General features: G+C 62.7%; 12 protein-coding genes. 8 read left to right on the forward strand and 4 right to left on the reverse strand.

The window, feature by feature from the left end; genetic code table 11:
* The first annotated feature begins 105 nt into the window (after window positions 1-105).
* Complete coding sequence (locus QTL95_RS07195) at window positions 106-651, forward strand: glutathione peroxidase (RefSeq protein WP_289719297.1); 546 nt, start codon at window positions 106-108, stop codon at window positions 649-651.
* A gap of 5 nt (window positions 652-656) precedes the next feature.
* Here the strand turns inward: QTL95_RS07195 and QTL95_RS07200 are convergent, their stop codons facing one another.
* Window positions 657-1,487: an AraC family transcriptional regulator gene (locus QTL95_RS07200; RefSeq protein WP_289719298.1), complete on the reverse strand. Its 831-nt coding sequence runs from the start codon at window positions 1,485-1,487 to the stop codon at window positions 657-659.
* 92 nt (window positions 1,488-1,579) lie between these two features.
* Here QTL95_RS07200 and QTL95_RS07205 point away from each other — a divergent pair, with 92 nt between their 5' ends.
* Window positions 1,580-2,506: a phytanoyl-CoA dioxygenase family protein gene (locus QTL95_RS07205; RefSeq protein ID WP_289719299.1), complete on the forward strand. Its 927-nt coding sequence runs from the start codon at window positions 1,580-1,582 to the stop codon at window positions 2,504-2,506.
* 56 nt (window positions 2,507-2,562) lie between these two features.
* Here QTL95_RS07205 and QTL95_RS07210 read toward each other — a convergent pair whose 3' ends face one another.
* Window positions 2,563-3,324 (reverse strand): TerC family protein, encoded by a 762-nt coding sequence (locus QTL95_RS07210; RefSeq protein WP_289719300.1) that lies wholly within the window; start codon window positions 3,322-3,324, stop codon window positions 2,563-2,565.
* Between the two features lie 119 nt (window positions 3,325-3,443).
* Window positions 3,444-4,112, reverse strand: coding sequence for a TetR/AcrR family transcriptional regulator (locus QTL95_RS07215; protein WP_289719301.1), 669 nt, complete (start codon window positions 4,110-4,112; stop codon window positions 3,444-3,446).
* Window positions 4,113-4,266: 154 nt separating this feature from the next.
* Between QTL95_RS07215 and QTL95_RS07220 the strand changes: the two genes are divergently transcribed.
* From QTL95_RS07220 to xylA, 6 genes are all read left to right on the forward strand, one after another.
* Window positions 4,267-5,460, forward strand: a complete 1,194-nt coding sequence (locus tag QTL95_RS07220; RefSeq protein ID WP_289719302.1) for an HlyD family secretion protein — start codon at window positions 4,267-4,269, stop codon at window positions 5,458-5,460.
* 24 nt (window positions 5,461-5,484) lie between these two features.
* Entirely contained in the window at window positions 5,485-7,077 is a 1,593-nt protein-coding gene (locus QTL95_RS07225; RefSeq protein WP_289719303.1) for a DHA2 family efflux MFS transporter permease subunit, read from the forward strand.
* A 94-nt stretch (window positions 7,078-7,171) separates the two neighbouring features.
* Window positions 7,172-8,167, forward strand: coding sequence for an alpha/beta fold hydrolase (locus QTL95_RS07230; protein ID WP_289719304.1), 996 nt, complete (start codon window positions 7,172-7,174; stop codon window positions 8,165-8,167).
* 88 nt (window positions 8,168-8,255) lie between these two features.
* Complete coding sequence (locus tag QTL95_RS07235; RefSeq protein ID WP_289719305.1) at window positions 8,256-9,281, forward strand: LacI family DNA-binding transcriptional regulator; 1,026 nt, start codon at window positions 8,256-8,258, stop codon at window positions 9,279-9,281.
* 18 nt (window positions 9,282-9,299) lie between these two features.
* The gene (xylB, locus tag QTL95_RS07240) at window positions 9,300-10,754 is read left to right on the forward strand and encodes a xylulokinase (protein WP_289719306.1); all 1,455 of its coding nucleotides are present in this window, start codon (window positions 9,300-9,302) and stop codon (window positions 10,752-10,754) included.
* 214 nt (window positions 10,755-10,968) lie between these two features.
* Window positions 10,969-12,279 carry a xylose isomerase gene (gene xylA / locus QTL95_RS07245; protein WP_289719307.1) on the forward strand — a complete coding sequence of 437 codons (1,311 nt, stop codon included), beginning with the start codon at window positions 10,969-10,971 and terminating at the stop codon, window positions 12,277-12,279.
* A 78-nt stretch (window positions 12,280-12,357) separates the two neighbouring features.
* Here the strand turns inward: xylA and QTL95_RS07250 are convergent, their stop codons facing one another.
* A complete protein-coding gene (locus QTL95_RS07250; protein WP_289719308.1) occupies window positions 12,358-13,959 on the reverse strand; it encodes an inorganic phosphate transporter in 1,602 nt (533 codons plus the stop codon).
* Between the last annotated feature and the right edge of the window lie 88 nt (window positions 13,960-14,047).

Consider the following 14,047-nt stretch of genomic DNA (forward strand, 5'->3'; position numbering starts at 1 on the left):
GCAGACTAGCGGGTTTGAAAGATTTTGCCAGCGAGGCCGATCTCGGCGCTGGACAAACGAGGCCACGGGTATAGCTTCCGAGCGCAATTTCCACTGGAGACTATAATGGCCGATATCCTGAACGTACCCGTCAAGCTGGCCGACGGACGTGAGACAACGCTCAACGAATACAAGGGCCGCGTCGTCCTCGTCGTCAACGTCGCCTCGAAATGCGGACTTACCGTGCAGTATGAGGGACTGGAAAAGCTCTATGAGGACAAGCGCGAGCGCGGCCTCGTCATCGCCGCTTTCCCGGCCAACAATTTCAAGGGCCAGGAGCCGGGCACAGACCAGGAGATCGTCGAGTTCTGCACGCTGACCTATGACGTGAAGTTCCCGATCTTCTCGAAGATTTCGGTGAAGGGCGACGACCAGCATCCGCTTTACAAGATGCTGACCGGCATGAACCTGCCGAGCACGGGCGAGGGGCCGATGCGCGAGAAGCTGGTGGATCGCGGTCTCGCCGAAGCCGGCGACAAGGGCGTTCTTTGGAATTTCGAGAAATTCCTGATCGGCCGCGACGGCAAGGTCGTCGCCCGCTTCGCGCCTGACGTGACCGCCGACGACCAACGGCTGGTGCAGGCGATCGACAAGGAACTGGCGGCCGGCTGATCCGGTCAGGCGCGGCGCAGCCGGCGGCGAAATTCGCTCGGCGAGCACCGTTCGCGATCCTGGAACAACCGCGAGAAATAGAAGGCGTCGTCGATGCCGATCGCGCGCGAGATCGCCTCGATCGCAAGGTCCGATGTCGTCAGCAGTTGCTTGGCATGATCGATGCGCAGGCGCAGCTGGAAGGCCTTGGGCGAGAGCCCGGTCGCGGCTGCGAAGCGCCGGCGCAGGGTCGCCGGCGACAGGCCGAATTCAGACGCGAGAGCCGCCATGTCGACCGGCATGAACGCCCGCTCTTCCAGCGCTTCCATGATCTTTTCGATCGTCGCATCCGCCGCCTTGCCGGCGGCCGCGCGCGATGCCTGTCGGGCGGCTTGGATGACGATCCTATGCAGCGTCGAGGCCGATGCGGCGAGATCGAGCGGATTGTCTTCGGCGAACTCGTCTTGCAGCGTGGTGAAGAGATGCCGCATCTCACGTGCGTTCTCGAGCGGCACCATCGGTGCTGCCTCGTCGATCAGGCGCTGGCGGAGCCATTCGTCGGCGAGGGCGCCTGAAAACAGCGCCCAGCGCTCGTCCCAGCTTTCGCCCGCATCGGGACCGTAGCCGTGCGCGATCCCGGCTGGAAGCCAGAACAGTGCCGGGCCTGATATCTCGATCGTTCCCACTTTCTCGCTTTGCAGCCAGCCGTGCCCGCGCTCCACCATCACGACCGCATGGGTCGGCAGTCGGCGGTTTTTGAGCCGGCTGGTGACGCGCTGTCGGCCGAAGCCTGTCACGGCCAAGCTTGTGGCGCCTGATGGAGGGGAGCGATAGAGCGCGATGGCAGTGTGGATCATGAGCGAAAAGTCCAGCCTTTTCTTCCGTCCATGGTCTTCCTCCTCGGTGCAGGCGATAAAGCGTCAGAGTATTCACTTGGGAGGTGATCGAAATGTCAAGTCTTGCGGTTCAGTCCTGCAATGCGTCCGCGATAGAGCTGTTCGCCGACGGCAAACGCCTGTCGATCACGCCGAACCGCATGGGGAGGCTGGAGGCGACGGATTCCGATATCGGGCTCGAAGCGATCCGCGAGCGCTACGAGAAGGACGGCTATGTCTGGCTGAAAGGGTTCCTGAAGAGGGACGAGGTGCTGGCGTTTCGCGGCTGGGTGTTCTCGCATCTGGCGCGGTCCGGGCTGATCGAGGCGGGGTCCGACCCGGCGCTCGGCATGGCATCGAGTGCCGACCCCGAGAAGCAACTGGCCGATCGCATCCTGATGGCGCTGGTGCGCTCGGCGGCCTATGAGGGGTTTTGCGCGCAGCCTCGGCTGACGCGGTTCATGGACCAGTTCCTTTCCGGTATCTCCTATCTCCACAAACGCAAGATCATGCGCTTCACCCGCCCCGGCACGCCGGCGGCGACGCCGGCGCATTACGATCTCGTCTATCTGCGCGGCGGAACGAGCCGGATCGTCACGGCCTGGATCCCGCTCGGCGATACGCCTGTCGATATGGGCGGGCTGGTCTATCTCGAGGGGTCGCATGCGATCGGCAAGCGGATGGAGGCGGAGTTTGCGGAGAAGAGCGTTGCGCTCTCGCCGGAAGAGCGGATCAGCGCCTATAACAGGAACATGAGCGAGGGTGGCTGGGTGTCGAAGGACCTGCCCGGGATGGCGGACCGCTTCGATACGCGCTGGCTGATTGCCGATTACGAAGCGGGCGATGTGGTTCTGCACAGCCCCTATATGATCCACGCGGCGACCACCAACCGTAGCGCCGAGAGCTTGATCCGGCTTTCGACCGATATCCGCTACCAGAACGTCGAGGACGAGATCGACGCGCGCTGGGCGAACCATTGGACGCTCGGCGACATGCTGTGAAAGACGGCCCTGATGCGAAAACGGGCGCGATCTGGTGGCCGCGCCCGTTTCGTTTTTTAGTGCAAGGTTTCCTTGCCGGTGCCGCGCTTTTTCTTCTTGGCGTTGCGAGCCAGCATGTTCAGCACTTCGACGAGCGCCGAGAAGGCCATGGCGGCGTAGACGTAGCCCTTGGGTACGTGGAAGCCCATGCCTTCGGCGATCAGCGTCATGCCGATCATCATCAGGAAGCCCAACGCCAGCATGACGATGGTCGGGTTCTTCTCGATGAAGTTGGCGAGCGGGGTCGCGGCGACAAGCATGACGGTGACGGCGGCGATGACGGCGACCACCATGATCGGCAGGTGCGGCGTCATGCCGACGGCGGTGATGATGCTGTCGACGGAGAATACCAGGTCGAGCACCAGGATCTGGCCGATGACGGCGGTGAAGCTGGCGACGACGGCAGCAGCCGCCGCGTCGTTCTCGTGATCAACAGGGTCCACGGTGTGGTGGATTTCCTTGGTCGCCTTCCAAAGAAGGAAGAGACCGCCGGCGATCAGGATCATGTCCTTCCACGAGAAGCCGTGACCGAAGACTTCAAACACCGGCGTCGTGAGCTTGACGATCCAGGCGACGGTGCCGAGCAATGCCAGGCGCATGATCAGAGCCAGGCCGATACCGAGCTTGCGGGCCTTTTCGCGGGTTTCAGGTGGGAGCTTGTTGGTGAGGATGGAAATGAAGATGAGATTGTCGATCCCGAGGACCACTTCCATCACCACCAGGGTGACGAGGGCCACCCAGGCGGCCGGGTCCTGCACGAGCATCATGATGTCTTGCATCTATGTATATCCCTTTGCGCCACATTAGCGGTCGCTCGAATGTAATCGCGCGCTTTGGCTTGGCAAGCGCGCAAGGGAGTATACGAAAGCTAACCGGCTTTTATTCCCCAGCCACCAATCTAGCGGCCGTGCGGTGCGCCATAGGATGCCATGAACAGGCGAACGGCGCCGTTGATGACGCGCTCGGCCTCTTCCTTCGACGGCGGCTTTTCCATGCTGCCGAACAGGCGGAACTTGAAGAAGCTGCCGCTGGAGAGATCGAGGAACTGGGCGGCGGCGAGTTCTATATCGTCGATATGAAGCTGTCCCGCCTCGACATAGCGTACGAGATAGTCGCGCAGGATGGTGCGCAGGTTCTCCGGACCGTTGAAAAAGCGCTGACAGAGCGCGGGCATGCGATCGCGGACGCCGAGCACGGTACGCATGGCGCTGATGACCTTCTCGTCGGTCATGTGTGCGATGAAATCCATGCCGAAATCATGAAGGCCGGTCTCGATATCTTCACGTTCGGCAAGCGTTGTGCGCATCGCAGCCACGAAGGCGGCGCGCTCGCTTTCGATCATGGCGGCGAACAGCTCTTCCTTGTTGGCGAAGTAGACGTAGAGCGTACCCTTGGAAACGCCGGCCTCGCGTGTGACGTCGTTCATGCTGGCCGCATCAAAGCCGAACTTCATGAACGCGCGCCGGGCACCGTCAAGAATCTGCTTGCGCTTGGCCGGATCTTCACCGGCTGCCCACCGGCCCCCGGTTGTCGATTCCCCCACGGACGTATCGGAAAAGTCTGTCATAGCTCCTTAACCATGTTCGCATGTGCGAATGTTTCGTTAACAAAATCGAACCGAGTGGTTCGGTACATCTTGATATGAATGTAAAAAGGTTCTATGTCAACTAAACCGAACCGTTCAGTTCGATCTGTTTTACTCGATTTACCGGTAGTCCTCCATGTCGTCCAGTCAAAACGCCAATGTCGCTCGCATTGTCAGCAAGCCTGCTGATTCCGAAGCCGAGGCAAAGGAAGCAGTCACCACCGCCGAGGCGCCGCGCGCTCCGCAGCCGCCTGTCGACGCACAAACTGCCCCGACGGAAAAGAAGAAGAAGCGCAGCCCCATTCTGCCGATCCTCGGGCTTGCGCTGCTCGCCGGCGCCGCATGGTACGGCTATGACTGGTTCACCACCGGCCGCTTCATGGTTTCGACCGACGACGCCTATATCGAAGGTGATATCGCGACGATCTCTCCCAAGGTCACCGGCTACGTCGCCAAGGTGAACGCGGTCGCCAACCAGCAGGTCAAGGCCGGAGACGTGCTCGCAACCCTCGACGACGGCGACTACAAGATCGCGCTCGACCAGGCCGAAGCCTCTCTCGCGACCGAAAAGCTGTCGCTGCAGCGCATCGACGCGCAGATCTCCGGCGGCGAGGCGAGCCTCGACCAGGCCAAGGCGCAGAAGACGGCTTTGGAAGCGACCGTTCGCGGCGCCCAGATCACCCAGACCCGTGCCGCGGAGCTGCAGTCGAAGTCGGTCGGCACCACCGCATCGCTCGACAGCGCCAACATCGCGCTCGACCAGGCAAAGGCCAATCTCGTCGGCGGCGATGCCGCCATCGCTTCGGCCGAAGCCAATGTTACGCTCTTGCACGCCCAGCGTCGCGAGGCCGAAGGCACGATCCGTCAGCTCGAGCTTGCCCGCGACAAGGCCGCCCGCGATCTATCCTTCACCGTGCTCAAGGCGCCCTATGACGGCGTCGTCGGCAACCGCTCCGTCCAGGAAGGCGATCTCGTTTCGCCCGGCCAGCGGCTGATGGCGCTGGTGCCGGTGCGTGAGCTCTATATCGACGCGAACTTCAAGGAGACGCAGATCCAGCATCTGGTTCCCGGTTCGAAGGTCAACGTACACGTCGATGCCTATAGCGATCATGCGATCGTCGGCACCGTCGAGTCGATCTCGCCGGCTTCCGGCTCGGTGTTCTCGCTGCTGCCGCCGGAAAACGCGACCGGCAACTTCACGAAGATCATTCAGCGCGTGCCGGTGCGTATCGCCCTGCCGCAGGATGCGCTCGACAGCGGCCGCCTGCGTGCCGGCCTCAGTGTCGTCGTCGATGTCGACACGCGCACGGCGCCCGACGCCGCCAAGTAATAAGCGTCTCACGAGGTAGCCTCCATGGCCGCTAGCACAACCGCAGGATCCGTGCCGGCCATGCCGGCCGCCACGGATCACATGGATCCCCGCAAGCTCATCGCGTTCTTCGCGATGGTCGTGGGGATGTTCATGTCCATTCTCGACATCCAGATCGTCTCGGCGTCGCTCGCCGAAATCCAGGCCGGCCTCAGCGCCGGCACGGACGAGATCGGCTGGGTGCAGACCTCCTACCTGATCGCCGAAGTCATCATGATTCCGCTGTCGGGCACGCTGGCGCGCATCATATCGACGCGCTACCTGTTCGCCTTCTCGGCAGCCGGCTTCACGGCTGCGAGCGCGCTCTGCGCCACGGCCACGAACATCGACCAGATGATCGTCTACCGCGCCATCCAGGGCTTCATCGGCGGCGGCATGATCCCGTCGGTGTTTGCTGCCGCCTTCACGATCTTCCCGCCTTCCAAGCGTAGCATTGTATCGCCGATCATCGGTCTGATCGCGACGCTGGCACCAACGATCGGCCCGACCGTCGGTGGTTACCTCAGCCATGCCTTCTCCTGGCACTGGCTGTTCCTGGTCAATATCATTCCCGGGATCATCGTCACGATCGTCACCTGGAACTTCATCGATTTCGACAAGCCGGAATTCTCGCTGATCAAGAAGTTCGACTGGTGGGGCCTCGTCTCCATGGGCGTGTTCCTCGGCGCGCTGGAATACGTGCTGGAAGAAGGCAATTCCAACGACTGGTTCAACGACAGCCACATCACCATCGGCGCAGTCGCCTCGGCGATCGGCTGCGTGGTTTTCTTCTACCGCGCCTTCAAGGTGGATTTCCCCGTCGTCGATCTCAGGGCCTTCAGCAATCGCAATTTCGCTGTCGGTTCGCTGTTCTCCTTCGTCATGGGTATCGGCCTCTATGGACTGACCTACATCTATCCGCTCTATCTCGGGCGCATCCGCGGCTATGATTCGCTGATGATCGGTGAGACCATGTTCGTCTCGGGTCTGGCCATGTTCTTCACCGCGCCGATCGCCGGCAAGCTTTCGGCGAAGATGGACCTGCGCCTGATGATGGTGCTGGGCTTCGCGAGCTTCGCCGCCGGCACCTGGATCATGACCGGCGTGACCACGGACTGGGATTTCTACGAGCTGTTCATCCCGCAGATCCTGCGCGGCTTCGGCCTGATGATGTGCATGGTGCCGATCAATAACATCGCGCTCGGCACGATGCCGCCGGCGCGCATGCGCGGCGCATCAGGCCTGTTCAACCTGACGCGTAACCTCGGCGGCGCCGTCGGCCTTGCCGTGATCAACACGGTGCTGACCAACCGCCAGGACGTGCACTACCAGCGCATCCGCGAGCATCTCGACTGGGGCAATCCTGTCGCGAGCGACCAGATCAACAACATGGCGTCGAATTACGACACCTACGGCATGGATGGCGCGGCCGTTGCGATCAAGCAGATGGTGGGAATGGTCACCAAGCAGGCCATGGTGATGTCCTTCTCCGACATCTTCCTGCTTTTGACCGGCCTGTTCGTGGCCATGATCGTCGGCATCGTGCTGATCGACAAGCCGGCGCCGCAGGGCGGCGGCGGGGGTGGCGGCGGCCACTGACGACAACCTCTCGATAATATTGACGCCGGCTCGGGAAACCAAAGCCGGCGTTTTCGCGTATAGGCACCGATATCATCGGGGTCGACCGCGCTTCATGTTCAAAGCATCCGCCAGACTGCTCACGCTTTTCTCCGTCCTCTTCTCCATCGCCGTCAGTCAGGGTCCCGCCGCCGCTTCGCCGATCGATGAGGAACAGATCGATGTCGGCGGCTACAGGATGAACAGCCTTTTTCTTAAGGCGCATCGGCCGGATCTGCCGCCGATCGTCTTCATTCACGGCGCAAGTACCAATCTCTACGATCCTGTATTTTCGTTCCGCGAGAAGCTGGAGGGTCGCGCCGATCTCCTGTTCGTCGATCGCCCCGGTCACGGGCGGTCGGATCGCGGCGGGCCGGGGAACGCCTTCCCGGACGGTCAGGCAGATGCGATTGCAGCGCTGATGAAGAAACGCGGCATCGGCAGGGCGATCATCGTCAGCCACTCCTTCGGCGGTGCCGTCGCCGCAAGCTTCGCGCTTCGTCATCCCGAGATGGTGCGCGGCCTCGTCTTCCTGTCCCCGGCCGTCTATCCTTGGCCGGGCGGGATCGCTTGGTATTACGATGCGGCCAAGGCGCCTGTTACGGGGCCCCTGTTCAGCGCGCTGGTCGTGCCGCCCATCGGGCTGGCGATGATCAACAAGGCAACGCGGTCCGTGTTTGCGCCCAATCCACGTCCGCCAGATTATATCAGGCAAACGCGGGCGCTGCAGGCACTGGGGCCAAAGGCGTTCCGCGACAATGCCATCGATATCGCCAATCTGTTGGAATGGACGAAGGCGAATTCACCGCTCTATGGCCGTATCGGTGCCCCAACGGTGATCATCACGGGCGACACGGATAGCATCGTTTCGCCCGATATCCACTCCCGCCATCTCGCCCGCACTATCAAGGGCGCCCGCTTGCTGGTGGTCCACAACATGGGCCACAAGTCCGACTACGTTGCACGCGATCTCGCAGTCGCGGCGATCGAGGCAGTGGCCGGCAGGCAGCGAAACCTCAGGAAAATGGCAGCCTCACTGGAAGCCAGCATCGCCGACGACCACGAGAGGTAAACGGCCTGCGAGGGTAAAATAGCTGGTCTTCTGAATTTCTGATTTACGTACATCAAAAATAGCGCTAAAGGTCTCGTCAGGAGGAGCGATGAGACCTACGGTTCACGATATTGCCGCAGCCGCAGGCGTCAGCCTGGCGACCGTCGACAGGGTGCTGAACCAGCGCCCGGGTGTGCGCAAGGTGACCCGGGAAAAGGTCGAATCCGCCATTCGCGAGATCGGTTATGTGCGCGATGTCGCCGCCGCCAATCTCGCGAAGGGGCGGACTTATCCTTTTGTATTCCTCGTCCCTGCCAGCGACAATTCCTTCATGCACGGGCTGAACGCCGAGGTGCGGGCGGCTGTTGCCCGTTCGCCGGTGGAGCGCACCGATATCCGCACGATCGAGGTTCCGGCCTTCGATCCGGCGGCCTTGGTCAGCGAGCTCGAGCGGCTGCGTGGGGAGCGACCGGCCGGCGTGGCGCTGGTCGCGACCGATGCGCCCGATGTTCGCGAGGCCGTCGACAGGCTGGTGCAGGACGGCATTCCTGTCGTCACCGTTGTTTCCGATCTCACCGGCTCGCTGCGACATCACTATGCCGGTGTCGACAACATCGCTGCCGGGCGCACGGCGGCGCGGCTGCTGGGCCGTTTTCTCGGCGGTGCGAAGGGTGAGATCGCGGTGCTTGCCGGCTCCATGCTGGTGCGCGATCATCGCGAAAGATTGGAAGGCTTCGCGGCGCTGATATCAGCCGAGTTCCCCTCGCTCGCGATCCTGCCTGTCATCGAAGGTCGCGACGATCCCGAGCTCGCCCATATGCTGGTGAGCGATGCCCTGTCGAAGAAGGACGGGATCATCGGGATCTACAGCCTCGGCGCCGGCAATCGCGGCCTGATCCGGGCGCTCAAGGAAAAGGCGGCCGACCGTGCGCTGACTGTGGTGGCGCACGAACTGACGGCGCATACGCGCGCGGCGCTTCTCGACGGTACGATCGACGCAATTCTCAATCAGGATGCGGGTCACGAGGTGCGCAGCGCCATCCGCGTGCTGAAGGCCAAGGCCGACGGGCTCTCGGTGATCGACGCGCAGGAGCGCATCCGTCTCGATATCTTTCTGAAAGACAATCTGCCGTAACGGCAAAGGGAGAAACACATGTATCTGGGTCTCGATCTCGGAACCTCCGGCGTCAAAGCCATGCTGATCGACGGCGATCAGAAGATCATCGGCTCGGCCAATGGTTCGCTCGACGTGTCGCGTCCGCATCACGGATGGTCGGAGCAGGAGCCGTCGCACTGGATCCGCGCCACCGAGGAAGCGGTCGCCGGGCTGAAGGCGAAGCACCCCGGGGAACTTGCAGCGGTCAAGGGCATCGGCCTCTCCGGCCAGATGCACGGCGCGACATTGCTCGACGCCGACGACAAGGTGCTGCGTCCCTGCATTCTCTGGAACGACACGCGCAGCTATCTCGAAGCAGCCGCACTCGATGCCGATCCGAAGTTCCGCAAGATCACCGGCAACATCGTCTTTCCCGGGTTCACCGCGCCGAAGCTCGCCTGGGTCGCCAAACATGAGCCGGAGATTTTCGCCAAGGTCGCCAAGGTGCTGCTGCCCAAGGATTATCTGCGCCTGTGGCTGACCGGCGAGCACATTTCCGAAATGTCGGATTCGGCCGGCACCTCCTGGCTCGATACCGGCAAGCGCAAGTGGTCGTCCGAACTGCTCGCCGCGACCGGTCTGGATGAAAAGCACATGCCAACGCTTGTCGAAGGCACCGAAGAGGGCGGCAAGTTGCGCGGCGAACTGGCCTCGCAGTGGGGCATCACCGGCCCAGTCGTGGTTGCCGGTGGGGCGGGCGACAATGCGGCGTCGGCGTGCGGCATGGGCACGGTCAGCCATGGCGCGGCCTTCGTTTCGCTCGGCACCTCGGGCGTGTTGTTTGCCGCCAACGGTTCCTATCTGCCGAAGCCGGAGAGCGCCGTTCACGCCTTCTGCCACGCACTGCCCGACACCTGGCACCAGATGGGCGTCATCCTGTCGGCCACCGATGCGCTGAACTGGCATTCGCATGTGACGGGCAAGTCGGCCGCGGAGCTGACCGCGGAACTCGGCGGAACGCTGAAGGCGCCATCGGGCGTCACCTTCCTGCCCTATCTCTCAGGCGAACGCACGCCGCACAACGATGCCGTCATCCGCGGCGCCTTCATCGGGCTCGAGCATGAGTCGAGCCGCGTGGTGCTGACCCAGGCGGTGCTGGAAGGCGTGTCCTTCGCGATCCGCGACAATCTCGAAGCGCTGCGCTCGGCGGGCACCGATATTTCCCGCGTCACCGCCATCGGCGGCGGCTCGCGCTCGCGCTACTGGCTGGCCTCGATCGCCGCCGCCCTCGGCGTTCCAGTCGACCTGCCCGCCGACGGCGACTTCGGCGCCGCTTTCGGTGCCGCGCGGCTTGGGCTGATTGCCGCGACGGGAGCTGATCCGGTCGCGGTGTGCACGCCGCCTGAGACGGATGGGACGATCGAGCCTGATGCTGCGCTGAGCGGGGCGTATGAGGAGGCTTATGGCCGGTATCGTGCGCTTTATCCGGCGATCAAGGCATTGGCGCATTGAGAGAAAATTCACTGGGAGGGGTCGCAAGACCCCTCCCCAATCCCTCCCCACAAGGGGGAGGGGCTTCTTGCCCCGCGCGCCCGCCTTCCGAGGTGAGGGGCGGTGCCACCAGCTTTCTCCCCCCTTGTGGGGGAGATGCCGGCAGGCAGAGGGGGTCTTGAGCCGCAGGCTCTACAGAACACCATCACTATTAAAACACCCAAGGAGGAAAAACATGAGCACCGGATTTTTCGGCGATATCCAGAAGATCAAGTATGAAGGCCCAGACAGCACCAATCCGCTGGCCTACCGCCACTACAACAAGGACGAAGTCGTCCTCGGCAAGCGGATGGAAGATCACCTGCGCTTCGCCGTCGCCTACTGGCACACCTTCGCATGGCCGGGCGGTGACCCCTTCGGCGGACAGACCTTCCTGCGGCCGTGGTTCGAAGACACGATGAAAGCTGCGAAGCTGAAGGCCGACGTCGCCTTCGAATTCTTCTCGCTGCTCGATGCGCCCTACTATTGCTTCCACGACGCCGACGTGCGGCCCGAGGGCAAGAACTTCGCCGAGAACACCAAGAATCTCAACGAGATCGTCGATTACTTCGCCGAGAAGCAGGCTGCCACCGGTACCAAACTGCTCTGGGGTACGGCAAACCTCTTCTCCAATCGCCGCTTCATGTCGGGTGCCGCGACCAATCCGGATCCCGATGTCTTCGCCTATTCCGCCGCAACCGTGAAGACCTGCATGGACGCGACGATGAAGCTCGGGGGCGAGAACTACGTTCTGTGGGGCGGCCGCGAAGGCTATGAGACGCTGCTCAACACCGACCTCAAGCGCGAGCTCGACCAGATGGGCCGCTTCCTCAATCTGGTGGTCGAGTACAAGCACAAGATCGGCTTCAAGGGCCAGATCCTGATCGAGCCGAAGCCGCAGGAGCCGACCAAGCACCAGTACGACTACGACGTCGCGACCGTCTACGGCTTCCTGAAGAAGAACGGCCTCGAAAACGAAGTGAAGCTCAACATCGAGCAGGGCCACGCGATCCTCGCCGGCCATTCCTTCGAGCACGAGCTGGCGCTCGCAAATGCGCTGGGCATTTTCGGCTCGATCGACATGAACCGCAACGACTACCAGTCCGGCTGGGATACCGACCAGTTCCCGAACAACGTGCCGGAGATGGCGCTGGCCTACTATCAGGTTCTGGCAGGCGGCGGCTTCACCACCGGCGGCACCAACTTCGACGCCAAGCTGCGCCGCCAGTCGCTCGATCCGGCCGACCTCCTGATCGGCCACATCGGCGGCATGGATTGCTGCGCACGCGGTCTCAAGGCTGCAGCCAAGATGATCGAGGACAAGGCGCTGTCGCAGCCGCTCGCCAACCGCTATGCCGGCTGGGATTCGGCCGAAAGCCAGAAGATGCTGCGCGGCGAATACTCGCTCGCTGAGATCGCGGCCCGCGTCGAGCGTGAGGATATCAACCCGCAGCCGAAGTCCGGCCAGCAGGAACTGCTGGAAAACGTCGTCAACCGCTACGTCTGATCGGCGGCGGATTGCAGACACGAAAAGCCGGGGAGCACTCGCTTCCCGGCTTTTTCAATTGCGCTATCGGCTCATTGATCAGAACACCTGGCGCAGGATGATGAAGAGCACGAAGGCGATGGCGATCGAGGCCGGCAGCGTCAGGATCCAGGCCATCAACATGTTGCGCACCGTCGACCATTGCAGGCCGGACCCGTTCGCGGCCATCGTGCCGGCGACACCCGACGACAGCACGTGTGTGGTCGAAACAGGCAGGCCGAGATGGTCGGCGGCGCCGATCGTGACCATGGCGACGACTTCGGCGGCGGCGCCCTGGCCATAGGTCAGGTGGGTCTTGCCGATCTTTTCGCCGACGGTGATGACGATCCGCTTCCAGCCGACCATGGTGCCGAGGCCGAGCGCGATGGCGACGGCGATCTTGACCCAGAGCGGGATGAACTTGGTCGCGTTATCGACCGCCTTGTGATAGGCGCTCACTGCCTGCAGATCGGCCGGCTCCATGGCGAGCAGCTTCTGCTTGTCGATCAGCTTCAGGGCTTCGCCGATCAGGTAGATGTCGTTACGGACGTTGCTGACCAGATGCGTGGGCACCGCCTCAAGGGTCGGGAAGGCAGCAACTTCGGCGCTTGTGGCGTGGATGAACTGCTGAAGTGCCGGCGTCGTTGCGTCCGTCCAGACCTTGTTCTTCACGGCGTTGCTGACCTCGACGCGGAAATCGCCAGCGGCCGCACCCGGCTTCACATATTTGCCGAGCGCGGTTTCCACCTGGGCCGACGCGCTCTTGTAGGCTTCGAGATAGTTGACGTCAGGGGTGCGGTTCAGCGCGAAGGCGGTGGGGACGAGGCCGATCAGGATCAGCATGATCAGGCCCATGCCCTTCTGCCCGTCGTTCGATCCGTGGGCGAAGCTGACGCCGGTGCAGGTGAAGATCAAAAGGCCACGAATCCAGAGCGGCGGCGGGTTGTTGCCCTTCGGCTCCTCGTAGAGCGCCTTGTTGCGCACCAGCACCTTCATGACCAGCAGCAGGACGGCGGAGAGGCCGAAGCCGATCAGCGGCGAGATCAGCAGCGACAGGCCGATGTTGGTGGCCTGCGACCAGTCGACACCGCTGGTGGCGCTTCCCGCCGGCGCCAGGAACTGGTTGGCAAGGCCGACGCCGATGATCGAGCCGACCAGCGTGTGCGAACTCGAGGACGGCAGGCCGAGATACCAGGTGCCGAGGTTCCAGAGGATGGCGGCGATCAAGAGCGCGAAGACCATGGCGAGGCCCGAGCCGGAGCCGACCTGCAGGATGAGCTCGACCGGGAGCAGCGCCAGGATGCCGAAGGCGACCGCGCCGCTCGACATCATGACGCCGAGGAAATTGAAGAAGCCCGACCAGATGACGGCGAGTTCGGCCGGCATGGAGCGGGTGTAGATGACGGTGGCGACGGCATTGGCGGTATCGTGGAAGCCGTTGACGAACTCGAAGCCGAGCGCGATCAGAAGAGCGAGACCGAGCATGATCCACGGAACGGCGACGGCGCTGGTGAGGTCGCGTCCGAGCGCGTAGGCGACATAGCCGAGCCCACCCACCAGCAAGAGGATGATGACGGGAAGAAACCACTTGCCGGAGGCTTTGCCGTGCAGCGGATGGTTCTCGCGATCGCTGTGAATGCTTTCGTTGGTGATGTCAGCCATCTCAGTTCCTCTCTCAGAAGCCGTCCTTTCGAGTTATGCCTGCTGCGTGAACCTCTCATGACAATCGTCAATTCGCTGTGCCATCGTG

This window comes from Rhizobium sp. S152 (assembly GCF_030380735.1).
Taxonomy (GTDB): Bacteria; Pseudomonadota; Alphaproteobacteria; order Rhizobiales; family Rhizobiaceae; genus Rhizobium.